The 25,313-nt window shown below is 49.6% G+C and carries 24 protein-coding genes and 1 pseudogene; 19 read left to right on the top strand and 6 right to left on the bottom strand.

All coding sequences use genetic code 11. The features are described from left to right. Positions 1–29: 29 nt before the first annotated feature. Positions 30–652 (top strand): annotated as a pseudogene (locus A6R74_RS14315) (integrase core domain-containing protein); the annotation flags it as partial. 219 nt (positions 653–871) lie between these two features. Here the strand turns inward: A6R74_RS14315 and A6R74_RS14310 are convergent. The 5 genes from A6R74_RS14310 to A6R74_RS14290 are packed head-to-tail and all read right to left on the bottom strand — an operon-like array spanning position 872 to position 6,428. After that, positions 872–2,479: a hypothetical protein gene (locus A6R74_RS14310; protein WP_064235160.1), complete on the bottom strand. Its 1,608-nt coding sequence runs from the start codon at positions 2,477–2,479 to the stop codon at positions 872–874. Positions 2,480–2,495: 16 nt separating this feature from the next. Continuing rightward, on the bottom strand, positions 2,496–3,365 hold the full coding sequence (locus tag A6R74_RS14305; protein ID WP_064235159.1) for an NAD-dependent epimerase/dehydratase family protein: 870 nt from the start codon (positions 3,363–3,365) through the stop codon (positions 2,496–2,498). A gap of 24 nt (positions 3,366–3,389) precedes the next feature. Beyond that, on the bottom strand, positions 3,390–4,631 hold the full coding sequence (locus A6R74_RS14300; RefSeq protein WP_064235158.1) for an ATP-grasp domain-containing protein: 1,242 nt from the start codon (positions 4,629–4,631) through the stop codon (positions 3,390–3,392). Between the two features lie 8 nt (positions 4,632–4,639). Beyond that, the gene (locus A6R74_RS14295; RefSeq protein WP_064235157.1) at positions 4,640–5,305 is read right to left on the bottom strand and encodes a WbqC family protein; all 666 of its coding nucleotides are present in this window, start codon (positions 5,303–5,305) and stop codon (positions 4,640–4,642) included. Between the two features lie 16 nt (positions 5,306–5,321). Then, positions 5,322–6,428, bottom strand: coding sequence for a DegT/DnrJ/EryC1/StrS family aminotransferase (locus A6R74_RS14290; protein WP_064235156.1), 1,107 nt, complete (start codon positions 6,426–6,428; stop codon positions 5,322–5,324). 1,039 nt (positions 6,429–7,467) lie between these two features. Between A6R74_RS14290 and A6R74_RS14285 the strand changes: the two genes are divergently transcribed. The 16 genes from A6R74_RS14285 to A6R74_RS14210 all read left to right on the top strand — a co-directional run bounded on the left by A6R74_RS14285 (position 7,468) and on the right by A6R74_RS14210 (position 21,951). Further along, on the top strand, positions 7,468–8,148 hold the full coding sequence (locus A6R74_RS14285) for a hypothetical protein (RefSeq protein WP_064235155.1): 681 nt from the start codon (positions 7,468–7,470) through the stop codon (positions 8,146–8,148). A 172-nt stretch (positions 8,149–8,320) separates the two neighbouring features. Beyond that, a complete protein-coding gene (locus A6R74_RS14280) occupies positions 8,321–9,091 on the top strand; it encodes an amino acid ABC transporter substrate-binding protein (protein WP_064235154.1) in 771 nt (256 codons plus the stop codon). 146 nt (positions 9,092–9,237) lie between these two features. Next, positions 9,238–9,906 (top strand): amino acid ABC transporter permease, encoded by a 669-nt coding sequence (locus tag A6R74_RS14275; protein ID WP_064235153.1) that lies wholly within the window; start codon positions 9,238–9,240, stop codon positions 9,904–9,906. Then, positions 9,903–10,658 carry an amino acid ABC transporter ATP-binding protein gene (locus A6R74_RS14270; protein ID WP_064235152.1) on the top strand — a complete coding sequence of 252 codons (756 nt, stop codon included), beginning with the start codon at positions 9,903–9,905 and terminating at the stop codon, positions 10,656–10,658. The genes A6R74_RS14275 and A6R74_RS14270 overlap by 4 nt, the downstream gene beginning before the upstream one ends. A 257-nt stretch (positions 10,659–10,915) precedes the next feature. Next, positions 10,916–11,182, top strand: a complete 267-nt coding sequence (rpsT, locus tag A6R74_RS14265; RefSeq protein WP_022521977.1) for a 30S ribosomal protein S20 — start codon at positions 10,916–10,918, stop codon at positions 11,180–11,182. A gap of 194 nt (positions 11,183–11,376) precedes the next feature. Then, positions 11,377–12,960, top strand: coding sequence for a murein biosynthesis integral membrane protein MurJ (gene murJ, locus A6R74_RS14260; protein WP_064235151.1), 1,584 nt, complete (start codon positions 11,377–11,379; stop codon positions 12,958–12,960). Positions 12,961–13,024: 64 nt separating this feature from the next. Then, positions 13,025–14,119 (top strand): bifunctional riboflavin kinase/FAD synthetase, encoded by a 1,095-nt coding sequence (ribF, locus tag A6R74_RS14255; RefSeq protein ID WP_064235150.1) that lies wholly within the window; start codon positions 13,025–13,027, stop codon positions 14,117–14,119. Beyond that, positions 14,103–16,964 (top strand): isoleucine--tRNA ligase, encoded by a 2,862-nt coding sequence (gene ileS, locus A6R74_RS14250; RefSeq protein WP_064235149.1) that lies wholly within the window; start codon positions 14,103–14,105, stop codon positions 16,962–16,964. The genes ribF and ileS overlap by 17 nt, the downstream gene beginning before the upstream one ends. Before the next feature lie 7 nt (positions 16,965–16,971). Beyond that, positions 16,972–17,514, top strand: coding sequence for a signal peptidase II (gene lspA, locus A6R74_RS14245; protein WP_064235758.1), 543 nt, complete (start codon positions 16,972–16,974; stop codon positions 17,512–17,514). A 33-nt stretch (positions 17,515–17,547) separates the two neighbouring features. Beyond that, a complete protein-coding gene (gene fkpB / locus A6R74_RS14240) occupies positions 17,548–17,994 on the top strand; it encodes an FKBP-type peptidyl-prolyl cis-trans isomerase (RefSeq protein WP_064235148.1) in 447 nt (148 codons plus the stop codon). Between the two features lie 37 nt (positions 17,995–18,031). Next, on the top strand, positions 18,032–19,018 hold the full coding sequence (ispH, locus tag A6R74_RS14235) for a 4-hydroxy-3-methylbut-2-enyl diphosphate reductase (protein WP_064235147.1): 987 nt from the start codon (positions 18,032–18,034) through the stop codon (positions 19,016–19,018). Positions 19,019–19,098: 80 nt separating this feature from the next. Continuing rightward, positions 19,099–19,494 carry a type IV pilin protein gene (locus A6R74_RS14230; RefSeq protein WP_276204798.1) on the top strand — a complete coding sequence of 132 codons (396 nt, stop codon included), beginning with the start codon at positions 19,099–19,101 and terminating at the stop codon, positions 19,492–19,494. Further along, positions 19,481–19,915, top strand: coding sequence for a type IV pilus modification protein PilV (gene pilV / locus A6R74_RS14225; RefSeq protein ID WP_064235146.1), 435 nt, complete (start codon positions 19,481–19,483; stop codon positions 19,913–19,915). Before A6R74_RS14230 ends, pilV begins: the two co-directional genes overlap by 14 nt. Next, entirely contained in the window at positions 19,915–20,400 is a 486-nt protein-coding gene (locus A6R74_RS14220) for a PilW family protein (protein ID WP_064235145.1), read from the top strand. The genes pilV and A6R74_RS14220 overlap by 1 nt, the downstream gene beginning before the upstream one ends. Further along, the gene (locus tag A6R74_RS14215; protein WP_064235144.1) at positions 20,397–20,816 is read left to right on the top strand and encodes a pilus assembly PilX family protein; all 420 of its coding nucleotides are present in this window, start codon (positions 20,397–20,399) and stop codon (positions 20,814–20,816) included. The genes A6R74_RS14220 and A6R74_RS14215 overlap by 4 nt, the downstream gene beginning before the upstream one ends. 112 nt (positions 20,817–20,928) lie before the next feature. Further along, positions 20,929–21,951: a tryptophan--tRNA ligase gene (locus A6R74_RS14210; protein ID WP_064235143.1), complete on the top strand. Its 1,023-nt coding sequence runs from the start codon at positions 20,929–20,931 to the stop codon at positions 21,949–21,951. 142 nt (positions 21,952–22,093) lie between these two features. On the opposite strand, the gene A6R74_RS14205 is transcribed toward A6R74_RS14210, so the two are convergent. Further along, positions 22,094–22,612: an Hcp family type VI secretion system effector gene (locus A6R74_RS14205; RefSeq protein WP_035580474.1), complete on the bottom strand. Its 519-nt coding sequence runs from the start codon at positions 22,610–22,612 to the stop codon at positions 22,094–22,096. Between the two features lie 645 nt (positions 22,613–23,257). Here A6R74_RS14205 and tssB point away from each other — a divergent pair. Continuing rightward, positions 23,258–23,767, top strand: coding sequence for a type VI secretion system contractile sheath small subunit (tssB, locus tag A6R74_RS14200; protein ID WP_064235142.1), 510 nt, complete (start codon positions 23,258–23,260; stop codon positions 23,765–23,767). Between the two features lie 54 nt (positions 23,768–23,821). Beyond that, on the top strand, positions 23,822–25,303 hold the full coding sequence (tssC, locus tag A6R74_RS14195; protein WP_064235141.1) for a type VI secretion system contractile sheath large subunit: 1,482 nt from the start codon (positions 23,822–23,824) through the stop codon (positions 25,301–25,303). The last annotated feature ends 10 nt before the right edge of the window (positions 25,304–25,313 follow it).

Below are 25,313 nucleotides of genomic sequence, written 5' to 3'. Positions count from 1 at the left end.
AAAACAAAACTACCGCGTAGATCTGTGCTTTTTTGCACCTGAGAAACGTCAAAGGGTTTGGCTGGAATCACAAACGGGTTTACCGAATTTATCGAGAGCTGGAACTGAACCTGCGGATAAAACCCAAGAAACACCTGGTTCGTGAAAAGCCGGCGCCATTGGCCGTGCCGGAAATGATCAATGATAGTTGGTCAATGGACTTCATGCACGACCAGCTCATCGATGGTCGCCGCTACCGGCTACTGAATGTGATTGATGGCTTCAACCGCGAAGGTCTTGGCATCGAAGTAGACTTCTCGCTTCCGGCATAGCGTGTTATCCGATCACTTGAGCAGATCATTGAGTGGCGGGGCAAAACGCGTTCTATTCGCTGTAACAACGGCCCTGAATACATCAGTGGCAAGTTGGCGACCTGGGCTAAGAACCAAGGCATTACTCTTGCGTTTATCCAGCCCGGCAAACCCCAGCAGAACGCCTATATCGAACGCTACACCCGCACGGAGCGTTACGATTGGCTGGCACAGTATCTGTTCGACAGCTCCGAAGAAGTCCAAGATTATGCTACTCGCTGGCTCGGCACTACTATCACGAACGACCCAATATGGGACTCGGGGGAATCACTCCTCAACAGAAGTTGGCCATGATGTCCTGAAGTCTACTTTTGAAGCCCTCTAAAAACGGGGGATTACCGTTCCGTGTCGCTCAACCCAGGGAAAGTGCAGGAAATTGAGCGTAATAAAAAGGCTGCTTAAGCGCAGCCTTTTGGACAATTGGATTGAAAACCACCGTCAGTGGTTTGATTGAAGAGCTATTGATCGTGTTTCGTTTATGCATCTATCGCATAGTGAAAACTGGAAGGTATAATATACGTTTAATGGCTGTTAATTCTTTGATGTATATATTCCTTGATGTTCATTTTTAGTATGTTTGAAAGTTGTTGATCGGCTTCAAAAAAATATCTTTCATATAGAGATTTTGTTATGAGGAAATTGACAGTTGGGTCGTGATACAAAAAATTAAGGCAGACATTTCTTTTTGACGATATTAAATGTTTTTGGAAAATTTCAGAAATTTTTTCATCATAATTCTTTGTGTAGGTTTTACCATTAATAGCAAGGAATAATGTTGTATTAAAAACTTTGATCTTGTTGGGTGAAAACGCGAGTAGGTCGATAAGGATACGGGGTATCGTATGTGGCATGGTCAATAGATTATTTTCTAGTTCAAACAAAGTTCTCGCACGCTTTGCTTTATTATCTATTGGAATTGCCGATTGGTAAGTTACAGAAATCTTGTCATCATAGATTAGGCTGTCCTTCATTAGATTTGAAAACGCTAAAGAGTTATTGATAATAGTTGTTTTTTTTCCAACAAAAGGGATGGAGTCTGTATCTTTTTCAGGGAATCGTAAGCGAATCACATTATCAAAACTGTCGATGGTTTGACCATGCTGCTCCTGATTTGGTGCAGGGCCAACGATGGCTACGCTTTTCCCGCTTACTAATTTAAAGAACTCTTCGTCATGATAGTTACGGAATTTGAAGCCATCCGCTTCCATTGTGATGTGTTTAAACATCGCATCCAATAATTGTCGCTCACTCAACATCACTGGATTATTTGAATGAATGCCTAAAAGATGGTTAAGTTCAATTTTTTTACAGGTTAAATAATTTTCGATGTCTCCCATAGCGGCGTAAATATCAGAAATCTTATTAAGTGCCACTGGATGTAACCATAAATCTTTAAATGTACTAATATTAGGTGTTTTTCCTATCTTTTTAAGTCCGTCATAGAAGGCTTTTATTCCCTCCCTGTGATTGTTATTGGCCATTTCCTCTGCTAGAAGAGCAGCTTTTCTAACAGCACTCAGATACTGATGTGCTTCAGGTTGCTTAACATGTTTTTCCAACTGGTAGTAGTCAGCTAGGCTGACTAAGTGGCTTTTAAACTTGTGATTCCAAGTGGGGTACCTGCCTTCTTGGGAGAGCTGCGAATATTGCGCGTAGTTGTAAAAAAAACTTCCTTCTGTAGTTTTGTTATTCACGTAGCTGCGACAACTTCTTGTAACCTCTATCCTGTCTGCGCCTGTTGCGTTCAGAAGAGCACCTAAATCTATAAAATATTTCTTTGGATTAAAGGTGAAAAACCAGGCGCAATCGCGACCATAGAAACTTTGATAAAAAAGGTAAGACTTTTTATAGCGACAGTAAAAAGCCGAGGTAGGTCTGGTGTTGATTGGATCAAAGATAAGGTCTGGTAACAAGAGGTTGGCTTTAATTACCGGATAATGTCGTTTTAGGGTTAATGCCAGGCGCCAGTCATATGCTGCAATGGTGACTGAATAACCTCGTTTTATCTCCCGCTCTACAGCTGCTATCGCTTTTTTCACGTGGCCTGTGGTCAGAGCAGAAAAAATATTCACGTCAAACGTAAGCTTAATTTTTTTGCTAAGAGAAGCTCTTCTTCTATTAATACGCATATGACTTAATTTTATCCTAATCTGCGTTGTCAGAAAGTATTTGCTTAATTGTATTAGCGATACTATCACGAATAACGATCCCATAATCTCTTTCTAGCTTGCTTGTGCTTATCTTAAGTGAAGCAGGCATTTGATCTACTGCTGGGATATAAACTATATCTACTTTAGCGTCTTTTGCTTTCTCTACAGTCAAGGCTATTTGTTGAACGATATCCTCTAATGTAGGTTGCTCATGGCTGGTCAAGTTGAGTGTTATATCTTCTGTAGGCGGAGTGGCCAAAGCAATAGAAATAACCGCCCTTGCAGCATCATCAACAGAGATCAGACTGCAAAACTGACGTCCATCTAACGCCGTAACTTGGTTGTTATTCCAAGCATTAAGGGTCATTTTATGAAGTGCTCGCACTTCCATACCTTTTCCTATGAGGCTTCCGAGTCTAATGGTGATCGCATTTGTACAATTTAGGTTGCTAAGGATTAGCTCCGAGGAAAATTTTGCAAGCCCGTACCGGGTAGCAGGTGTTACAGCAGAGGTTTCATCAAGCAAGTGACCATGAGACTGATCGGAGTAAACGCTCTGGGATGAAATATTGATGACGGTCGGTATTTTCTGAGCGTTACAAAATTTGGCTACTTCATAGGTAAACTGAAGTGACGTCGACAGCTCAGCTGGATCTTCGCTGCGGGTAAAAGCGCAATGGATTACTGCATCAACCTGATTATTGAAATTCAGTAGTTCGTCATTTCGATATTTAGCTTCGCCTTGGCGACTGCTTCTAGCATCGTGGGTTCTTGAAAAAGCATTAACAATGTGTCCTTCTGCCAGCAAGCTTTTAATAACTTGCTGGGCTAAAATGCCTGTTGAGCCTGTTACTAAAAAATTCATTAAAGTATCCTGTTTAGATAGTTTTTACAGGCTGGCTGTGTAATAGGGTATAACATTGCCGGATTTTCCCTGTAGACGTAACGTTTTGTTTACCATGGTGATTATATCCCTTGCTTCACATTCATTTTGAGCAAGGAAAAGGATGCGATAGATTACTTGGGCAAGCGTCCCTTTTTCAGCTGCCTTGCCGCCTTCGCCAGGTGTAAAGTTCTGGTGAATATAGATAACACCAGAATGTGCGTTGATCTCATCCAAGCCTAATACATTAACGATATCGCGGCTGTCGTCACACAATATGGTTAGGTTGTAGCCGTTGATAGCAATAGGCATGGAATCTATTCTTTTCATTGGTCTTCCAACTGCGAAGGCGGCTAGTTCCCTCGCAGAATTAAATCCAAGTGTACGTTCAAATATTTTGTACTCTAAGCTACCCGTTAATCGGTAGGCAAGTTCGTATACAATAAAAGTATTTTGATGGTAAAACATTTGTAGATAAACTAGTCCATCGTGCATCTCAAGACTGGTAATCAGGGTTCTTATTTTATTATCTAGTTGAGAAATATAGCTTTCTTGATGATTAGAAGGGAATCGATATAAAATAGGAAGTTGAATATTGTCCTCATATATCTGACGTGTAACTCTATCCCCAATTCCTAGGTAGTTGATCTCTCCTTCACTGACAAAATAAAAAACGGTTGCCTCGGCTGCATCCAATTTTTCTTCAATAAGGACTTGGCCGCTTTGTGAGTACTTTCTTGCATTTTCTAATGCATGCTGAAAATTAATTTCTGTTGAGCATATCTGTATGCCTCTGCCGCCACTATTATCAGTCGGTTTTATGATAACAGGAAAGTGCTCTGTGCTAAGGTGATTCTCGTTATAGCTTTCTAAGCATGGTACAGAGTGACTTTTTAATATTTTCTTTAGATCTAGTTTGTTGGTTGTGACAGCCATTTGCTGAGCAGTAGTGATATAGCATGGAAGTCCTGCACGCTGACAAATTTGCTGATAATAGGGAAGTACTGAGTCGGTAAAGCCACACAGTACCCCGTTTATGTTGTTTTCTTGTATAAGATCAATAATAGCATCGATATCACGGATACTTATATTACAAGCATGGTCACATGTTTTCTTTGCAGGAGCATCTTTCAGATTATCAGTTACATACACCTCAAGTCCGATAGCCTGACACTCTTCTACAAGAGACACCATTAAATGGTTGCCTCCCAGCAAGAGAATTCTTTCAGTACCAGCGTTATGATTCATAAAGTACTCTATGAGATATTGTATTCATTAATCAGTTTTTTAATAGTGTCGGGGGGGTGTCGCATCATGTAATCTAATATAGAAATCTTTCCCATACTATTGTTGGAAATGAATTCAAGATGAATGCCACGTTTAAGAAAGTCTTCTTTTGAATATAGTTCGATGCCGCCAATGGGGTTGTAATAGTGACTACACCGATTTCCTTTAGTGATTGCTTGTAAACGCTGCGCACCTTTTTGGGTAGCTGTTTCAGGATAGTGTGTTGAAGATACTTCCCAATGACAATTTAGGCTCAGGTATTCACTAGATCTGACAATTGATTCTCTGGCCATGTCAGCGATGCTTTTGTATTGAGGTTCAATGACACATTCGACCAAGCTATAGATATTGTCAAAGTAAGGAGCCTTGTGATAACAGTGATTCAAGCTGTTAAGAAGTTTTGTACGCCAATTTTTTTCATTTATTATTTCAATTTCATTGATTTTTTTGTTTATGCTTGCTTTTCTAAGAGGGACGACGATATTGATGTCATTGCATAATTTATTTCTATTTATCCACCCCTTTTTTATGAAATTTACATCGTCAAAGAAAACAAAAGTATCAGATGCCGAGGCAAGACTAAAGTAGCCACCGTAAGGGAAAAAATAGGGCTGCATAATAGCTATGCTACTCATAAATCCACGCCTTGATTTAACAATGCTTGTTTATAATAGAGCATATCTTTTTTGCATCCGTTAAGGTTAGTTCACTGTAAATAGGCAAACAAAGTATTTTCTCAGAAATGGATTTGGCATTTTGTAGCATGCCTTCATCTACAGAGCGCTGATACATCATGTGACTGCTTATTAATGGGTAAAAGTACCTTCGTGCATATATATTGTGGCGGCGAAATTCTTCATATAATTCATCGCGAGATAAGTGATATGCTGGTTCAATGATGATTGGATAATAAGAGTGATTGCTGACTGCTTGATTTACGGGTGTTGATAATTTGATGCCTTTGGTTTTGCCAAGGTTGTCCTGGTAAAACTGATGAATATCTTTTCTTTTCTGGATTGCAGTATCAATATGTTTGAGCTGCAAAAGCCCAAAGGCGGCATTAATTTCACTCATTTTTCCATTAATGCCGACGGCAACTACCGTTGTTTCATTAACAATTCCAAAGTTCTTAAGGTTGTTAATATGCTGTTTGGTTTTTTTGTCAGGACAGATGATGGCACCACCTTCAAAAGTATTGAATACTTTTGTTGCATGAAAGCTAATTGAGCTGAGGTCTCCATGCCTTAGTATGCTCCCTCCATCATCTTGAACGCCAAAAGCATGGGCAGCATCATAAATAACTTTCAAATTGTAGCGATCAGCAATTTCTTGAATAGCAACAATATCGCAGGGATTCCCATAGCAATGTACCGCTAAAATCGCGGTTGTGCGGGGTGTGATTGCAGCTTCAATTTTGCTAGGGTCAAGATTATATGTCTCTGGATCTATATCGACAAAAACTGGCTTGATACCATTCCAGGTCAGGGCATGAGCAGTCGCAATAAATGAGAATGGAGTGGTAATCACTTCACCAGTAATGCGCAGGGCTTGCAATGCAGTAAGCAGCGCTATGGTACCGTTATTAAAAAGCGCTATCTCTGGAACACCTAAATACTGGCACAGGGCGTTTTCTAGCTGTTCGTGCATAGGTCCGCTGTTTGTCAGACGCTTACTTTCCCATATTTGCTCTAAATAGGGGATGAATTCCTCCAATGGGGGAAGAAACGGTTCGGTTACATAAATGGGTTTATCGTTCATACATCTTCCAGTAAAGGTTGTAAATAATTTCCATATCTGCTTTTTGTAGTGATTTATTAAGGTTGGTTGATGCTGTCGAAACCATTCAAGCTTAATTAAAAGATACTTTTCCAACAGGTTATTTTGTGTGTTTATTGCCTTTTTACCGTTTTAATAGAATTAACAATAGACCACTTCGTTATAACTATACTCAGCCTAGAAAAATTAAGACTTTAAAATTCTACATTAATATCACCACTTATCGGGTATATTTGGTTGATGCCTGTCATGCTTCGCCACTGTTTAACATCGCTGTTATAGGTATATCGGCAATTTTCTTGGCTTCTTAACCCTTGACATTTACCTAGAGTAGTCCCTGGGCATCCTGATGGTATAGCTTATCAAAGGATGTCTGCCCTGATCATACTGTTCGTGTGATCGTATGAAATAGGCATGTGAAAAGTGGTGGTGTTAACGACTATGTTGCCATGAGTGCTTTGATGGCAAATAGGGGAAAAGGCCTTATGTTAAGGCCTATGTCGTGCAATAGCACGCTGGATAAGGCCAATCAGCTTGCGTTAGATGCCGCTCAGACAAGCAGGACTTTGCGCTTTCACCTCAAAGGCTGAGCTCGCTGGCGCCAGCTCGGTAGTGAGCATACGCATGCGATGTTGGGAGGTTAGGGGCTAAGCTTTTGCACGACATGGCGGTAAAACCAGTAAGGTAGCTCCTCGATTTTGGTTTCGATCTCTCCTTCAGAAGTCACTTATGTTAACCATGTATTTTCACTGCCAAAATTGCCTAAGATAAATGCACGGTCAGTTGGATATGGATAACGCTATAGAGCAGCAGCGCGAGCACACTCGTTCGATGTTGTCCTACTAAGCGGTATCTAGCATGGACTCAGCTTATTAACTTTCTTTTTTGCTTATACCACTAATTACTTAGCCCGCTAAAATTGATCTTCCCGGCGTTTGCTCGATAATGAGTCGTTATATTGGCACTCGTCGGCTAGTGGGTGCCCAAATTTTACCTTCGTCATTGGGCAGGAAAACACCCCATGGATCCGCAAAAACTGGCGGTAACCTTAGCGATTGCAGCAGGTTGGTTGAGTTTTAACAGCCTTATTGTTTGTATGTATTTCCTGCTGAGTGGCAGAGGCGTGCTAGAGGGTGGAATGTGGCGCGGCGGAGAGTGGCTAAGGATCGGCCAGTCATTATTGCCAGCCGATGGGAGTACCGAATTGCCAGCTCAGCCCTCAGCTATGGCTCAACAGGTGAATACCTCCTCTACGTTACCCGAGATTGAAGATAGCGTAGAGGAGGTGGTAACTGTAGAGGCAGAAGAGACTGCTCATGTACTATTTGTGATGTTTGATCAGCCGGATGCCGCGCTCAATAAGAGACTTCAGCTTAGTCTTAAAAAATGGGAGGCTCACTACGATGCTGCATTTCAGGTATACAGCGTGCCAGGAGCTACCCCACAAAATCCATTGCGGATTGCCAATGCCTACCCGCCTGGAGTAATGCCTTCCCCGGATACCTTCCTGCAAGATGAGCACTTACTTGGTGGCGTGAGTGTGATCCTCAAAAAGCCCAAGCGCAGGCGCGGGTTTGATAAAGTGCAGTTGGAGAAGTTGGTTGCGTTTACAAACGAGTTGGCAGCGTTGGGCGGAAGCGTGCTTGATGCTGATCGCCAAGTAGCCACCCCTAAAACGTTTTTGGCTATTAGGCAAAAGTAGCCGTACAGCCCTTTGCGATGTCATATGCAGTAAAGGAATAAAAAATTATTTTAATATTCTTTTGTATGCTTTTTTCTTAGAGGTAAAATAGTTGCCATCAATATCCATGACTATTTATGTGCTGTGTGGCTATTCATATCGTCGCACAACCGACCAACGAGGAAATAGACTTATGCCACTACCCCGCAAGCTTAATCTCACCCTGGCCGCGTTTTCGTTGAGCGTTGCCAGCGGGTTATTTGCCGCGGCTGCCCATGCAGATTCACTCCGTGTAGGCATGTCCGGTGGTTATTTTCCCTTTACCTTCGTTGAGCAAGACGAGCTAAAAGGCTTTGAAGTGGATGTCATGAACGCCGTGGGTGAGATCATCGGTGATGACATTGAATTCGTTACGGCGAGCTTCTCTGGCTTGGCGGGTATGCTGGAGTCTGGACGCATTGACACCATTGCTAACCAGATTACGATTACCCCGGAGCGTGAAGCGAAGTACGTGTTCACTTCGCCTTACGTGTATGACGGCGCGCAGGTCGTGGTGCGTGCGGGTAATGATTCTATCCAAGGCGTGGAAGATTTATCTGGCAAGAGCGTCGCGGTAAACCTGGGCTCGAACTACGAGCAGTTGCTACGTGAACAGCCTAACGCCGATGAAATCGACATTCGCACCTATGAGTCCAACATTGAGCAAGATGTGGCGCTAGGTCGTGTCGAGGCGTTTGTCATGGATCGTGTGAGTGCTACCCAGGTTATTAAAGAGAAAGGCCTACCCTTGAAACTGGCTGGTCAGCCGTTCTCGACCATTGAGAATGCTCTGCCGTTTCGTGATGATGAGGCAGGGCGCGAGCAGCGGGATCGCATTGATGCAGCCCTTGCTGAACTTCGTGATAGTGGAGAGCTGCGCGAGATATCCGAAAAGTGGTTTAATACCGATATCACTCAACCGTAACCGCTGAGTTCGCCTGTTTCACGCGGCCGTGGCATTGCCACGGCCGTTTGCTTATACGCGATGTGGCGTTTGTTAATGGCTAGTTTGAATGGCTGTGTCAAATGGCTATGTTGGATGACTAATCTGAATGACCATGTTGAATAACCATGCTTAACCTTGAATATATGTGGGGGCTGTTGCCGGTTCTGCTGAGCTATTTGCCGCTTACGCTGGAAATGGCGACGATTGCCATGGTCTTTGCGCTGATATTGGCGTGCCTGCTGGCAGTGATTCGCGTCTCACGGGTGCCATTTTTAAACGGCTTTTCGCTGCTGTTTATCTCGTTTTTCCGAGGCACGCCGCTGCTGGTTCAGCTGTTTCTTTTCTACTACGGCTTGCCGCAACTGATCAGCGCATTGATCTCTATTACCGGCGTTACCGCTGCGGTGCTGGGATTAACGTTGCACTTTTCTGCCTACATGGCCGAGTCCATTCGTGCAGCCATTGTGGGGATTGACCGCAGCCAGACCGAGGCCGCGCTCTCCATCGGTATGACTCAGTCGCAATTAATGCGCCGTATTATTCTGCCCCAGGCTACCCGTGTGGCAACGCCGACGCTGATGAACTACTTCATCGATATGATCAAGGCGACCTCGCTGGCCTTTACGCTAGGGGTGACTGAGCTTATGGGGGCTACCCAAAAAGAGGCCGCGGGCAGCTTCCTTTACTTGGAGGCATTCCTGCTAGTCGCGCTGATTTACTGGGCGATAGTGGAAGTCCTCTCCTGGGGGCAGCGTCGGTTAGAAATTTACCTGAATAAGGCCTACCAACGATGATTTCGCTGCAAGGCATTACCAAACGCTTCAGTGGCCATATGGTGTTTAAAGATATCGATTTGAGCCTTTCTCAAGGTGAGATCATCGTTATCATTGGCCCTTCAGGCACCGGTAAATCGACGCTGCTACGCTGCATTAACTTTTTAGAGCGCCCAGATGCGGGGCGCTTAACGGTAGGTGATTTAAGTGTCGATACCCAGCATGCCAGCCGGGCGGATATTCTGGCGCTGCGCCGCCGCACTGCCTTTGTGTTTCAGAATTACGGCCTATTCGCCAACAAAACTGCGCTGGAGAATATCAGTGAGGGCATGATCGTGGTGGATAAGCTGCCCAAAGCTAAGGCCCATGCGAGGGCGAGGGAAATTCTGGAGCGCATTGGCCTGGCGGATAAAGCCGATGCTTACCCGGCCTCACTTTCAGGCGGTCAGCAGCAACGTGTGGGGATCGGCCGCGCGATGGCCGCGAATGCTGATGTGATTTTATTTGATGAGCCGACTTCTTCGTTAGATCCTCAGTGGGTAGAGGAAGTGCTGAGTCTGATGAAGCAATTGGCGGAAGAGCGCCAGACGATGATCGTTGTTACCCACGAAATGCAGTTCGCCCGAGACGTAGCTGATCAAGTGGTATTTATGGATGACGGCGGTATTGTCGAGCAAGCCCCACCCGAAGAGCTGTTCACAGCGCCCAAAGATGAGCGAACGCGGCACTTCTTACGCAAAATTCTAGCGCCTACGGGGCAGGCCATCTTGTGAAGTAGGCTGGCCCTGAATCTCATTGACAACAGCTAGCAAGCACACCTTGCGCGTGATAGACTATGCCATCCTCTCAGACAAGTCCCGTGGGCGGGCAGCTTATTTAGACTGCCTGCTGCACATTTTGGTAGGATGATACGCCTGCCAAATCAATTGGTTGTTGCGGAAACGTCGTGCTGTGACAGCGCAGCCGACGAATACATATTTAATTTCGTTGCCGTTTTATCGGCAACCTTTATTCTCCAAGGAGATACCCTGTGGCGAACAGCAAGCAAGCTCGCAAGCGCGCCCGCCAGGCCGAGAACCGTCGCGTCCTGAAATCTAGCCAGCGCAGCATGGTTCGCACCTACATCAAGCGTGTAGTGAAAGCGATCGGCACCGGCGACCACGCCAAGGCAATGGAAGAGTTCAAGGCAATGCAGCCGGTCGTTGACCGTATTGCAGACAAAGACGTGCTGTCTAAGAAGAAAGCAGCTCGCCTGAAGAGCCGTTTGAACAAGCGTATTAAGGCACTGGCGGCGTAAGTCGGCAGGCGCCATAAAAAAACCGGCTGCGGCCGGTTTTTTTGTGTCTGGATGATTTTCCTAGATGGCCTTTTCTAGATGGTTCTTTCTAGACGATTCTTTCTAGAAAGTTTTCTCTGGATGGCTTGTTCTGATGGCTTGTTCTGATGGTTTGCTCTGATGGTTTCTTCTAGACGGTTTGTTCTGGATAGCTCATGACAGCTAAGAAAACACTCGATACGCCCCCAAACACCACCATAGTCCGCCGCGGGCTAATGCGCTCTGGGCTTGTAGTCAGTGCCATGACCATGCTGTCGAGGGTGATGGGGCTGGCGCGCGATGTAGTCATCGCGACCTTATTGGGGGCAGGGGATGGCGCCGATGCGTTTTTCGTGGCGTTTAAGATACCTAACTTTCTGCGCCGTCTGTTTGCCGAAGGGGCGTTTAACCAAGCCTTTGTGCCTGTGCTTTCAGAATACTCTACCCAGCGCAGCCGTGAAGAGATTCGCGCGCTGCTGAATGCGACTGCGGGTAGTTTAACGGCAGTGCTGGCGCTGATTACCGCCGTAGCCATGCTTTGTTCGCCGTGGCTGATTTGGGTATTTGCCCCTGGTTTTGGCAGTGAGCCGGAAAAGCTAGCGCTGACCGCGGATATGCTGCGCTTAACGTTTCCCTATTTATTGCTAATTTCGCTCACCGCGTTTTCAGGCAGTGTGCTGAACACTTGGAACCGCTTTGCGGTACCCGCGTTTACCCCGGTGCTGCTGAACCTTTCGCTGATTGGTGCGGCGCTGTTTTTAATGCCGTTAATGGAAGAGCCCGCTATGGCGCTGGCCTGGGGCGTGCTGATCGCCGGGGCGGCCCAGCTGGTGTTTCAGGTGCCGTTTTTACTGCGCCTGGGATTGATGCCCACGCCCTGGCCAAATTTTGCCCATGAGGGCGTGCGGCGCATACTGAAGCTTATGGGGCCTGCGCTGTTTGGGGTGTCGGTCTCGCAAATGAACCTGCTGTTGGATACCGTTTTGGCGTCACTGCTGACGGCGGGCAGCGTGTCGTGGCTCTACTATTCGGATCGCTTGGTGGAGCTGCCGCTGGGCGTGTTTGGGGTGGCGATTGGCACGGTGATTCTACCTGCGCTGTCTAAACGCCATGCTGACCAGTCCAAAGAGCACTTTGCGGCGATGCTCGATTGGGCTATCCGTATTGTATTGCTGTTAGGCTTGCCCGCAGCGCTGGCGCTGGCGGTATTGGCCGAGCCGCTGCTGATTACCCTGTTCCATTACGGGGCGATGACCGATAACGACATCCAAATGGCGGCCATGAGCCTGCGCGCTTATGCCTTCGGCTTGGTGGCCTTTATGCTGATCAAAGTATTGGCGCCGGGCTTTTTTGCCCGCCAAGACACCAAGACGCCGGTAAAGGTGGGTATTATCGCCATGGTCGCGAATATGCTGTTAAACCTACTGCTGATTTGGCCGCTGGCGCATGCCGGGTTGGCGCTAGCCACCGCGCTTTCTGCATTCCTAAACGCTGGCCTGCTGGGCTACTTGCTGCATAAGCAGGGAGTGCTGGTCTTTCAACCCGGTTGGAAGCGGTATGCGGTGCAGTTAATAGGGGGTAGTGGGTTAATGTGTGCAGCACTCTATTTTGTGGCGCCTGACTGGCAGGCGTGGCTTACCTTTGGCCTTTGGCAGCGGGTAAGCTGGGTTGCAGGCTTAGTGGTACTGGGCGGCTCGCTCTACTTTGCCTGGCTGGCGGCGCTGGGTTTGCGCATTCGTCATTTTAAAATGCAATCGTAACTGCACCCCGCCGGGCGTGTTCGTTATAATCAGAGGCTTTATATCCTCCAACGGCTGAGGTGCCATGCGCGTCATTCGAGGTCTGCACAACCTAAAAGCGGCTCATCGTGGCTGCGTTGCGACCATTGGAAATTTCGATGGGGTGCATCGTGGCCATCAAGCCATCCTGCAGCAGTGCCGTGAGCATGCGGCGCGCTGGAGTGTGCCGCTGACCGTTGTGGTGTTCGAGCCCCAACCGAGAGAGTTTTTTGCCGGTGATCAAGCGCCGCCGCGTTTAACCCGGCTACGTGAGAAAGTGCGGCTATTGCGCGACTTTGGCGCCGAGCAAGTGCTGGTTCTGCCGTTTAACGATGCACTGCGCAGCCTCACCGGGCATGAGTTTATCGACCAGGTTTTGATTGATGGGCTTGGCGTTAAGCACTTAGTGGTGGGCGATGATTTCCGCTTTGGCTGCGATCGCCGCGGCGATTTCGCGCTGCTAGCAGAAGTGGGGCGTGAACAGGGCTTCGGGGTTGAACACACCCGCACCTTTACCGTGGATGACGAACGCGTTTCCAGTACGCGGGTTCGCACATTGCTGGCCAGTGGCAATTTTTCTGCTGCAGCGCGTTTGCTGGGCCGCGCCTACTCATTAGACGGGCGCGTAGTGCGTGACCAGCAGTTGGGGCGCACCATTGGCGTACCTACCGCCAACTTGCCGCTGATGCCCCAGCCATTAACGCTGCGGGGGGTCTTCGCGGTCATGGCGGTACTTGAAAACGGTGAGCGCTACCCGGCGGTGGCGAATGTGGGCTTCCGCCCCACGGTGGGTTCAGATCGGCCGACGCTAGAGGTACACCTGCTGGATTTTAATGGTGATCTTTACGGCCAACGCATGACGGTATTTCCCTGCGCACGGCTGCGGGGCGAGGTGAAGTTTGACGGCCTTGAAGCGCTCAAAGTGCAAATTGAACGTGATCAGGCCCGCGCTCGTCACTATCTAACGGCGGCGATGGGTGAGAAAAACAGTGCTCAGCGCCACGATGTTAAGCAAGACGATGCTGAGCAAGACGAGGGTAAGCAAGACTATTCTCTTCCGCTGGCCTCGGCCCCGCTTGGGCGTGATACGATTTCTTTTGATTCTTCTTCGGCGGATGACGCCGATGCTAACAACGGCTGACCAGACCATGGATTATAAGCACACGCTGAATTTGCCTGAAACTGACTTCCCCATGCGCGGCATGTTGCCGAAGCAAGAGCCGGGGCGGGTTTCCCAGTGGCAGGATATGAACATTTACCAGCGCCTGCGCGAAGCGCGCGCCGGTGCGCCGCTGTTTGTGCTGCACGATGGCCCTCCCTACGCCAACGGCAGTATTCATATTGGTCACGCCGTTAATAAAATTCTTAAAGATATTATCGTTAAGTCAAAAAACTTAGCCGGTTTTGATGCCCCTTATGTGCCAGGTTGGGACTGCCACGGCCTGCCTATCGAGCACAAGGTAGAAACTACCCACGGTAAGCACCTTGAGCCCAGTAAAGCGCGTGAGTTATGCCGTGAATACGCCGGTGCGCAGATTGAAACCCAACTGGCCGACTTCGTGCGCTTGGGCATTATTGGTGATTGGGATAACCCCTACCGCACCATGGATTTCGCCAATGAAGCGGGCGAGATTCGCGCGCTGGCCGAGATGGTCGATGCAGGCTATGTGTTTAAAGGCCTGAAGCCGGTTAATTGGTGCTTTGACTGCGGCTCGGCGCTGGCGGAAGCCGAAGTTGAGTACGCCGATAAGAAGTCTGACGCCATCGATGTCGCCTTCCCGGTGGAAGATGCCGATAAGCTGGCCGCTGCCTTCGGGTTAACCGAATTGACGAAACCGGCCGCTGTGGTTATCTGGACTACCACGCCGTGGACGATTCCGGCTAACCAAGCGCTGAACGTTCACCCTGAGTTTACTTATGCACTGGTGGATACCGGCGAGCGTTTGCTGCTGCTGGCGGAAGAGCTGGTGGAAAGCTGCTTGGAACGCTTTGAGTTGCAGGGAGAAGTGATTGCTACCACGCAGGGCAAAAATCTCGATCTGATCAATTTCCGTCATCCTTTTTATGACCGCCTCTCGCCCGTCTATCTGGCAGAGTACGTCGAGTCTGAAGTGGGTAGCACCGGTATCGTTCACTCCGCGCCTTCCTACGGTATGGATGACTTTATCACCTGCCGCGAGCATGGCATGGAGTTTGACGACATGCTCAACCCGGTGCAGGGCAACGGCGTTTACGTTGATGACCTGCCGTTCTTCGGCGGCCAGATGATCTGGAAGGCCAACCCGCAGATTGTTGAAAAACTGCGCGAAGTCAATGCGCTGATGGCGCATATCCCCATCAAGCACAGCTATATGCACTGCTGGCGCCACAAAACACCGGTGATCTACCGTGCCACGGCGCAGTGGTTTGTGGGTATGGATATTCAAGGCAAAGACGGTAAAACCCTGCGCGAGCGTGCCTTGGAAGGTATTGAAGCGACAGCATTTACGCCTGCCTGGGGCCAGGCGCGTCTGCATAGCATGATTGCCAATCGCCCGGATTGGTGTATCTCCCGCCAGCGTAACTGGGGCGTGCCGATCCCGTTCTTCTTGCATAAGCAAACCGGCGAGCTGCACCCGCGCACCGTGGAGCTGATGGAAGAGGCGGCCAAGCGCGTTGAGCAAGAGGGCATCGACGCCTGGTTCAAACTCGACCCGGCAGAGCTGCTGGGCGCAGAAGCCGCGGAGTACGACAAAGTCACCGATACGCTTGATGTCTGGTTCGACTCTGGCACCACCCACCGTCACGTACTGCGCGGCTCGCACCCCCATGGCCATGAAAGCGGCCCGCGGGCGGATCTCTACCTGGAAGGCTCCGACCAGCACCGTGGCTGGTTCCATTCGTCGCTGCTGACCGGCTCAGCCATTGATGGCCATCCGCCGTATCGTCAGCTGCTAACCCATGGTTTTACCGTCGACTCCCAGGGGCGCAAGCAGTCCAAATCACTAGGTAACGTGGTCGCGCCCCAGGAAGTGATGGATAAGTTGGGCGGCGATATTCTGCGCCTATGGGTCGCTTCCACCGACTACTCCGGGGAAATGGCGGTGTCAGACGAAATTCTGAAGCGCACCTCGGATGTGTACCGGCGGATTCGTAACACCGCCCGTTTCCTGCTCTCGAACCTTAGCGGCTTCGACCCAGAGCAGAACCAGGTGGCGTTTGGCGATATGCTGGCGCTGGATCAGTGGGTGGTGGATCGTGCTTACCAGCTGCAGGCGCGGATCGAAAAAGCCTACGAGGAGTACCGCTTCCTTGATGTGTACCAGCAGGTGCACGGCTTCTGCGCCCGGGAGTTGGGTGGCTTCTACTTAGATGTGATCAAAGACCGCCAATACACCACCCAGGCCGATTCACTGGCCCGGCGTAGTGCGCAAACCGCGCTCTATCATGTAGTGGAAGCGCTGAGCCGCTGGATCGCGCCGATCCTCTCCTTCACCGCTGAGGAGATTCACGAGAATATCCCCGGTAAGCGCGGCGACAGCGTGCTGCTGGAGACCTATTACACTGACCTGGGCCGTTTGGATGATAACGCCGAGCTGGGCCGTGCTTTCTGGGAACAGGTGCTAGAGGTCAAGCACTCGGTCAACAAGTGCCTGGAAGATGCCCGTAATGCCAAAGTGATTAAAGGCAGCCTGGCGGCTGAAGTCACCTTGTATGTCAGCGACGAGCTGCAGGCGATGCTGACCAAACTGGGCGACGAGCTGCGCTTTGTGATGCTTACCAGCGAAGTGACGCTGAAACCGCTTGCTGAGGCCGGTGATGTAGACGCGGAAGCGACAGAGCTTGAAGGCTTGAAAGTCGCGGTTAAAGTAAGTGGTAACACCAAGTGCGAACGCTGCTGGCACCATCGCCCTGACGTAGGCACTCATGCTGATCATCCGGATCTATGTGGTCGCTGTATCAGCAACCTCCCCGAGGGAAGCGGTGAGATTCGCTACTATGCTTGATAAAAACATGCCTAGCAAAGACACACCTAGCGATACAAACGCACGGCCGCCGATGCAGCGGCCGTTGCGCTGGCTGTGGCTGGCGGTGGTGGTCATTGTCTTGGATCTGGCCACTAAATATGTGGCCAGTAGCCAGTTGGGTTATGCACAGCCGGTAGAGGTGTTGCCTTTTTTTAACCTGACGCTGCTGCACAACACGGGCGCTGCGTTCAGCTTTTTAGCTACCCATCCCGGCTGGCAGCGCTGGTTCTTCGCCTTGATTGCCGTGGGTGCCAGCGTGGCGCTGACGGTGTGGCTTGCGCGGATCAAGAACGACGAAAAACTGCTGGCGATAGCGTTGCCGCTGATTATCGGTGGCGCGCTGGGCAATCTCTACGACCGCCTGGTGCATGGTTACGTGGTCGATTTTCTGTCTTTCCACGCAGCGGGGTGGTACTACCCCGCGTTTAACGTGGCCGATATTGCGATTACCCTGGGGGCGGTCGCCTTAATCTGGGAATCCATTATGGGTGAGCGGCGGCGTAAAAAAGCGCACGGGGCTGCCCATTAATCGAACGTTTAGAAAGGTACATTGAGGGCTGACATGAGCGACTATTTGATTGATGACGGTATGGAAGTGACGCTGCACTTCACCTTAAAGCTCGAAGACGGCACCTTAGTGGACTCCACTAAAGACAAAGCGCCGGCTACCTTTGAGTTTGGCGACGGCAATTTGCCGCCCGGTTTTGAACACCCTATTAAAGGCATGTCCGCAGGCCAAGAGGCAACCTTTCAGATAACCCCTGAACATGCGTTCGGCCAGCACAACCCGCAAAATATTCAGACCCTGAAGCGGGCTGATTTTGGTGATGAAGTCCCGGAAATTGGCATGGTGATGTCGTTTGCCGATAAAGCGGGAACGGAATTGCCCGGTGTGGTCAAAACCATTGACGGTGAGCGCATTGAAGTGGACTTCAATCACCCACTGGCAGGGCGTACCCTGGTGTTTGAAGTCGAAGTGCTCGACGTCAAACCGGTGACAACGCATTAATTCACTAAGCGATGTGCTTACGCATCAAGGCGCTACTATGCAACTGACGCAATCGACGCAATCCCAGCCCATCCAGATCAAGTTAGCCAATCCGCGTGGCTTTTGCGCCGGTGTGGATCGCGCGATCGATATCGTCAATCGTGCACTGGATGTGTTTGGCCCGCCTATCTATGTGCGCCACGAGGTTGTCCATAACCGCTTTGTGGTAGAAACCTTGCGCGCTCGTGGGGCCGTGTTTGTTGAAGAGCTGGATGAAGTGCCGGACGATGTTATCGTCATTTTTTCTGCCCACGGCGTTTCTCGGGCGGTGCAGGCCGATGCGGAACGGCGGGGTTTGAAGGTATTCGACGCCACCTGCCCGCTAGTGACCAAGGTTCACCTTGAAGTGCTTCGCTATGCCAAGCGCGGACAGGAGTGCATCCTGATCGGCCATGAAGGCCACCCGGAAGTCGAAGGCACCATGGGGCGTTACGATACCTCCCATGGTGGCCGGATCTATCTGGTAGAAGACGAAAAAGACGTCGCCAAGCTGGAGGTGAGTGACCCCACCAAACTGGCTTTTGTGACCCAAACCACGCTGTCGATGGATGACACCGCCAAGGTGATCGGTGCGCTACGCGAGAAATTTGTCGATATTCAGGGGCCGCGTAATGACGATATCTGCTACGCCACGCAGAACCGCCAGGATGCGGTACGCGAGCTAGCCGCCCAAAGCGATCTACTGTTAGTGGTAGGCAGCCCCAACAGCTCAAATTCAAACCGCTTACGTGAACTTTCGGAGCGTATGGGCACGCCCGCCTATTTGATCGACAACGCTGACCAGATTGACCCGCAGTGGCTTGAGAATGTTTCACGCATTGGCGTAACCGCGGGCGCCAGTGCCCCTGAAGTGTTGGTCAAAGGCGTGATTGCCAAGTTGCAAACCATGGGCGCTGCACTACCTGAAGAGCTACAGGGCCGCGAAGAAACCATTACTTTCTCTATGCCGAAAGAGCTGCGTGAAAAGGTGATCGCCAGCAGTTGATATAAACTGCGGAATGCAATGCGTATTGGTTTGCGACATACTGAATCAGTATGAGCTAACTAATACAGGAGCAGAGCCGCGTGTCTTATGACTCCCACTCTTTTTCTGGCCGTTCTTTGCTGAAGGGCCAGCGCGGCTTCACCCTCATTGAGTTAATGATTGTGCTGGTGATCATCGGCATCGTCTCCGCCATTGCCTACCCCAGCTATACCCGCTACGTGCAAAAATCAGTGCGAACCGATGCCCATGCAGGCCTTATGCAGGCTGCTTCCGAGCTTGAGCGCTGTTATACGCGGACTTACTCCTATAGTGATTGTCCTATCAGTAAGGCCTCTCCCGAAAACAACTATACGATTGCGGTAGATGTTAGCGGTAACGGCTATTTATTGACCGCTAGTACCCATCAGAATGACGGCTGCGACAATAATATGACGCTAAATTCGAGTGGCGAAAGGTTGCCCGATGCTTGCTGGTAAACAGGAAAAGCAGCAAGGCTTTAGTTTAATTGAGGCTTTGATCGCACTGGTGGTGCTTTCCATCGGCTTGATCGGGGTTGCCGCCATGCAGCTTAAAGCGTTGCAAAGTGCTAATGCTGGCTACCAGCGTTCATTAGCAAGTGTTGCAGCCGTGGATGCGCAAGAGCGGCTGTGGGCGGAGCTGGCAAGAGAGGGCTTAGATAGCTGTGCAGATATTGATGTAGAGGCTGCTTGGAAGGCCCAGTGGTTTGCCGAGAGTGATTTAAATCCTTTGCGGAATGTGAATGCGCAAGAGAGCAAAATCGTATCAGATGGTTGTGAATTTACCATTGAGGTAGGCCTGGGTAGCTTGGCAGGCGATACCGGATCTGATGTGTTTACCTATACGCTTCGCCTTCCTGATACAGGTGGAGGCGAGTGATGCCAGTTAGGCAAAAGGGCTTTACCCTCGTTGAGCTGATGGTCGCGATGGCGATAGGTGCAGTGATTATCTTAGGGGCAGGACAGCTTTTTTTAACCTCTTTTCAAACGTTTCAAACCGTTGACAAGGTCAGTCGTAAACAAGAGACATTAATTTTTGCGGTAACTACCCTGACTGCTGCAGGACGCAAAGGGAATATTGGTGACTACGCTATTGTGTCCGATGGACGTCACTCTGATAGCGGGACGGACTATTATTGTGTGCTGCAAGACGAGGTTAAAAACCAACCTGTCTTAGATCTTGCTCAGGTTGATGATGAAGCCGATTGCCCAACGCTTTCCGAAACCAACAGCGATGACGTGTCTCATTTAATCACACTGCCCCTTGGCGATTGCCGAGAAAGCGTGAATATGACGTGCGATGAAATCACCTTTACTATCAGCGAGCGAAATAAAGCAATCTCATCACGAGAGCCTACTTCATGAAGCAACAACAAGGTGCGGCGTTAGTGATTGTTATGGCTCTGCTTGCCGGTGCGTTGATGCTAGGCATGTCAGGCATGCAGAGCGCGTTGATTGATGAGCGGTTAGCGGGTAATTATCGAGCCTCTGTACAGGCCCAAATGAACGCAGAAAGCATGTTGTCGGCGTTTAGAAGCATGGCTTCTCGGCGTCAGTTATTAGAAGGCATCTTTAACGCTACTTATACCGAGAGTGATTTTTTAAATGATGTAACTGGCGCCGAGGGATTTGAATCCTTCGATAAGTTGGGCGTCACGTTTGATGTGAGTGGTGATGAAGTGACTATTACAACACGCGATATGGGCACTAATAGCAGCATTGAGGGCACATCGGTTGCCGTTTATCAACGGGCCAGCCGAACCAGCGGAGCAGGCGACTAAGCAGTTGTGAGGGGCATTGTTTAAATGCCAGGGATGCCATTCGCCACACGGCATGCTGCGCGTTATGATAGTCCTATTTGCCTAAGAGCCTGAAAGCTAAGAGTCTGAAAACATGAGTCAAACCGCTAAAACCCGCGTTCTCACCGGCATCACCACTTCCGGCATCCCCCATTTGGGCAACTATGTGGGGGCGATCAAGCCCGCCATCGAAGCCAGTCAAGACCCCAGCGTGCAGTCGTTCTATTTTTTGGCCGATTACCACGCGCTGATCAAGTGCCCAGATCCAAAGCGGGTGCAGGCGTCCCGCTTGGAAATTGCCGCCACTTGGCTGGCGCTAGGGCTGGATACTGATAACGCCATTTTCTATCGCCAGTCGGATATTTCAGAAATCCCCGAACTCGCTTGGATGCTTTCTTGCGTGTGCGCCAAGGGCTTGATGAACCGTGCGCATGCCTACAAAGCAGCGGTGGCTGAGAACGAAGAGGCGGAGAACCAAGACCCGGATAAAGGCATTACCATGGGGCTGTTTAGCTACCCCGTTCTGATGGCGGCGGATATTCTGATGTTCAACGCCAGCAAAGTGCCGGTGGGTCGTGATCAGATCCAGCACATTGAGATGGCCCGCGATATTGCTGGGCGTTTTAACCACCTCTATAAAGGGCAGCACTTTGTTCTCCCCGAGGCCGTAGTAGACGAAAAAATACAGCTACTGAATGGCTTGGATGGGCGCAAGATGTCCAAAAGCTACGACAATACCATTCCGCTGTTTGCCCCAGAGAAAAAACTGCAGAAGCTGGTGCGCAAGATTAAGACCAACTCGCTGGAGCCCGGTGAGCCGAAAGACCCTGATACCTGCACGCTGTTCCAGATCTATTCAGCCTTTGCGACAGCGGAAGAGACCGCCAGCCTGCGTGAACAGTACGAGAGCGGTATTGGTTGGGGCGAGGCCAAGGATAAGGTGTTTGAATATTTGAATGCCCACTTGAGCGCTTCTCGTGAACGTTACAACGCGCTGATGGAAGACCCGGCTCATATTGAGGCAGTACTCCAAAAAGGCGCTGAGCGGGCACGGGAAGAGGCTGCTGTAACGATGGGTCGTCTTCGTACAGCCGTTGGTCTGGGGCGGTTTGTATAGTTTCAGGGCCTTGCCGTAATACGAATCGCAATATGCCCATTGTAACAAGGCAGTAAAAACGACGAAGCCCCTTCCAGTTGGAAGGGGCTTCGCTTGTTTCAGGCCGTGTTTTTCAAGCCTGGTTCAGGCTAGTAGCGACAGCTTAGCCTTCAATCGGGGCGCGCCAGTCGTCGGAACCAGAGGTGCCGGCAACAGTGTGTTCCCAATCAATCTTACGGTAAGCCAGTGACACGTCCATCAGCTGAGTGAATTCAGATTTCTGGATGTCTTGGGCGTGGGGCATGCGCAGGTTGATGTCAACGATGGTGGCATCGGTCAGCGTGGTGGTGAAGAAGTGCTCCTGCTTACCTTCTACAGAAGTGCGGTACCACTTCAGCTCAACATTGGGCAGCATTTCACCAGACGCTAGTGCGTTGTACATCAGCGGTACTGCTTTGTTCAGAGCAACAGTAAAGATAAAGGGCTTGTGAGCACGTTGGCCGGACGGCTGACCAGACTGCGGATCAGTAGGTACGGTAACGACATGCTTGAATTCTTGTACCAGCATCTGGTCTTCGTGACCTTCAACGTAGATGTTGCCTACGGAGTCAGGGGTAAAAGCGCCTGATGTGATGTTGCCCTGAGTTTGGCCTTCGATGCTGATATAACATGGTGTTGGCATGGTCTGCTCCTTGACTGGAAAATTAAATGAATGTCTCGTGGACACAAACAGTAGAGCAACTTCAAGGCCAATATTTTTAAATGCTTAAATATCAGTTGCTTATGATGTTTTTGGGTAATGGGTTTCTTTCTCTGAGGCAATAAGTTGCCTGTGCTGGGCAACTTATTGCCAGGTGGGGCAAGAACTTGCTTGCCTGTTTGTTACATCCACATGCGTTGCGTAACGCAGAGTTGCATCTTCCATGGCCATGCTTTATGCCTAATAAGAATTGCCTATGTTTTAAGCAGAAACGGTGCCATCAGTGCCATATTTTTACTGCTCAAAAATGATTGAGCTACCCCCACTAAGCTCCCCTTTTGTATGAATTTTGCTCGCCGTTTGTAAGAAATCTCTGACAGTTTTTGTAAGAAATATCTTACAAATTCATATTTCTTAAATTAGCTTTAATTAATGTTCTCTTATCATGTCGCTAAAAACCGCGAAAATGGCGGTAAAAAAATGCCTTTCTGATATTCCTGTTTTCTGAATGACAGTGATGCCTGTTTGGGAGCATTTGGTACTTTAGGCTTAAATCCGGTAGTTTCCCGCGATTAATAAGCATTCTTCTTTGAATCGAATTGTTCTATTTTTTTACGGGCGAAAACCATGGCTAAGCAAGGAACGGTCGCGCCGAAAGAGCGCATCAACATCAAATATGTACCCGCTACAGGCGATCAGCAGGCCGAGACTGAACTGCCGCTGAAATTATTGGTGGTCGGTGACTTCAAGGGTGGGGAGGAAGATACCCCCATTGAGGAGCGCGAGGCTGTATCTGTTGATAAGAATAACTTCCAGTCTGTTATGCGTGAAGCGAACCTTGGCTTGCAGGCTGCGGTTCCCAACCGGTTGCAAGAAGAGGGGGAAGCAAGCGATTTGGCCGTCAATCTGGAGTTTAAATCACTCCATGATTTTGCGCCCGATAGTATCGCTCGGCAGGTGCCGGAGCTGCGTAAGTTAGTCGAGTTAAGGGAGGCGTTAGTGGCCTTGAAGGGCCCTCTTGGCAACGTACCTGCTTTTCGTGACCGCTTACAGAAGCTGCTCGAAAGTGACGAAACGCGTCAGCAACTGTTGGCGGAGCTAGAGCTGCTTGATTCTGACCCTAACCGAAACGATTAAGCATTCTTATTTTCGTGTTAGTCCAGTAACCGGATTGTATTCGAGGCATCTCTTATGAGTGATATGGCGCAAAAGAAAAGCCAAACGGCGGAAGCCCAGGAAGAGGTTTCTTTACTTGATCAAGTGATGGCGCAGACTCGTATGGCGCCAGCGGATGAAGGCTACGACGTTGCCAAGCAGGGCGTTGCCGCCTTTATTTCCGAGCTGTTAAACGGCGAGAATGCTGCCCCGCAGGTTAACAAAGCCGTCGTAGATAGCATGATTGTTGAACTTGACCGCAAAATTAGTCGGCAAGTTGATGAGATTCTCCACGACGATAACTTTCAGCAGCTAGAGTCAGCATGGCGTGGCTTGAAGCTGTTGGTTGATCGCACCGATTTCCGCGAAAACATTAAGCTTGATGTGCTGCATGCCACCAAAGAAGAGTTGTTGGATGACTTTGAGTTTGCCCCGGAAATTACCCAAAGTGGTCTCTATCAACACGTTTACGCAGGCGGGTATGGCCAGTTTGGCGGCGAGCCAGTAGCGGGGATTATCGGGCATTACGATTTCACGCCCTCGACCCCCGATATGAAGTTACTGCAGCATACTGCTGCGGTCGGGGCGATGGCTCACGCACCGTTCCTGTCGGCGGTAGCGCCCTCCTTCTTCGGTATCGATAGCTTCGAAGAGCTGCCCAATATCAAAGATTTTAAAGCGATCTTTGAGGGGCCCAAGTACGCTCGCTGGCGTAGCCTGCGTGAGTCAGAAGATGCGCGCTACTTAGGCCTGACGGCGCCTCGCTTCCTGCTGCGGATGCCCTACGATCCAGTCGAAAACCCCATCAAGACATTTAACTATCGTGAAACCGTCAGTGAAGATCACGACCATTATCTGTGGGGTAATACGGCGTACTTGCTGGCCGAACGCTTAACCGACAGTTTTGCAAAATACCGCTGGTGCCCGAACATTATTGGTCCACAAAGCGGCGGTGCGGTTGAGAACTTGCCTGTCCATACCTACGAAGCGCTAGGCCAACTGCAGGCTAAAATCCCCACCGAGGTGCTGGTGACGGATCGCCGTGAGTTCGAAATGGCCGAAGAGGGCTTCATTTCGTTAACGATGCGTAAGGGCAGCGATAACGCTGCTTTCTTCTCCGCCAACTCCGTACAAAAACCCAAGGTGTTTCCGAACACGCCCGAAGGCAAAGACGCTGAGACCAACTATAAGCTGGGTACTCAGCTGCCGTATATGTTCATCATCAACCGCCTGGCTCACTACATTAAAGTGCTCCAGCGTGAGCAGATCGGTTCGTGGAAAGAGCGTCAGGATCTTGAGCGTGAGCTGAATACCTGGATCCGACAGTACGTGGCCGACCAAGAGAACCCGCCCTCTGACGTTCGCAGCCGCCGCCCACTGCGTGCCGCCTCTATTCAAGTGTCGGATGTCGAAGGCGATCCGGGCTGGTACCAGGTATCTATGTCGGTACGCCCGCACTTTAAGTACATGGGTGCCAACTTTGAGCTGTCTTTAGTCGGACGTCTCGACAAGGAATAAGGGAACCTCT

Origin of the sequence: Halomonas sp. ALS9, assembly GCF_001651035.1 — a bacterium.
Classification (GTDB): Bacteria; Pseudomonadota; Gammaproteobacteria; order Pseudomonadales; family Halomonadaceae; genus Vreelandella.
This window is presented reverse-complemented; position numbering and strand designations above follow the sequence as displayed.

Bases quoted from the DNA above. Each gene is read 5' to 3' on its own strand.
- A6R74_RS14310 (WP_064235160.1), bottom strand. From the start codon at position 2,479: ATGCGTATTAATAGAAGAAGAGCTTCTCTTAGCAAAAAAATTAAGCTT.
- A6R74_RS14305 (WP_064235159.1), bottom strand. From the start codon at position 3,365: ATGAATTTTTTAGTAACAGGCTCAACAGGCATTTTAGCCCAGCAAGTT.
- A6R74_RS14300 (WP_064235158.1), bottom strand. From the start codon at position 4,631: ATGAATCATAACGCTGGTACTGAAAGAATTCTCTTGCTGGGAGGCAAC.
- A6R74_RS14295 (WP_064235157.1), bottom strand. From the start codon at position 5,305: ATGAGTAGCATAGCTATTATGCAGCCCTATTTTTTCCCTTACGGTGGC.
- A6R74_RS14290 (WP_064235156.1), bottom strand. From the start codon at position 6,428: ATGAACGATAAACCCATTTATGTAACCGAACCGTTTCTTCCCCCATTG.
- A6R74_RS14285 (WP_064235155.1), top strand. From the start codon at position 7,468: ATGGATCCGCAAAAACTGGCGGTAACCTTAGCGATTGCAGCAGGTTGG.
- A6R74_RS14280 (WP_064235154.1), top strand. From the start codon at position 8,321: ATGCCACTACCCCGCAAGCTTAATCTCACCCTGGCCGCGTTTTCGTTG.
- A6R74_RS14275 (WP_064235153.1), top strand. From the start codon at position 9,238: ATGCTTAACCTTGAATATATGTGGGGGCTGTTGCCGGTTCTGCTGAGC.
- A6R74_RS14270 (WP_064235152.1), top strand. From the start codon at position 9,903: ATGATTTCGCTGCAAGGCATTACCAAACGCTTCAGTGGCCATATGGTG.
- murJ (WP_064235151.1), top strand. From the start codon at position 11,377: ATGACAGCTAAGAAAACACTCGATACGCCCCCAAACACCACCATAGTC.
- ribF (WP_064235150.1), top strand. From the start codon at position 13,025: ATGCGCGTCATTCGAGGTCTGCACAACCTAAAAGCGGCTCATCGTGGC.
- ileS (WP_064235149.1), top strand. From the start codon at position 14,103: ATGCTAACAACGGCTGACCAGACCATGGATTATAAGCACACGCTGAAT.
- lspA (WP_064235758.1), top strand. From the start codon at position 16,972: ATGCCTAGCAAAGACACACCTAGCGATACAAACGCACGGCCGCCGATG.
- fkpB (WP_064235148.1), top strand. From the start codon at position 17,548: ATGAGCGACTATTTGATTGATGACGGTATGGAAGTGACGCTGCACTTC.
- ispH (WP_064235147.1), top strand. From the start codon at position 18,032: ATGCAACTGACGCAATCGACGCAATCCCAGCCCATCCAGATCAAGTTA.
- pilV (WP_064235146.1), top strand. From the start codon at position 19,481: ATGCTTGCTGGTAAACAGGAAAAGCAGCAAGGCTTTAGTTTAATTGAG.
- A6R74_RS14220 (WP_064235145.1), top strand. From the start codon at position 19,915: ATGCCAGTTAGGCAAAAGGGCTTTACCCTCGTTGAGCTGATGGTCGCG.
- A6R74_RS14215 (WP_064235144.1), top strand. From the start codon at position 20,397: ATGAAGCAACAACAAGGTGCGGCGTTAGTGATTGTTATGGCTCTGCTT.
- A6R74_RS14210 (WP_064235143.1), top strand. From the start codon at position 20,929: ATGAGTCAAACCGCTAAAACCCGCGTTCTCACCGGCATCACCACTTCC.
- A6R74_RS14205 (WP_035580474.1), bottom strand. From the start codon at position 22,612: ATGCCAACACCATGTTATATCAGCATCGAAGGCCAAACTCAGGGCAAC.
- tssB (WP_064235142.1), top strand. From the start codon at position 23,258: ATGGCTAAGCAAGGAACGGTCGCGCCGAAAGAGCGCATCAACATCAAA.
- tssC (WP_064235141.1), top strand. From the start codon at position 23,822: ATGAGTGATATGGCGCAAAAGAAAAGCCAAACGGCGGAAGCCCAGGAA.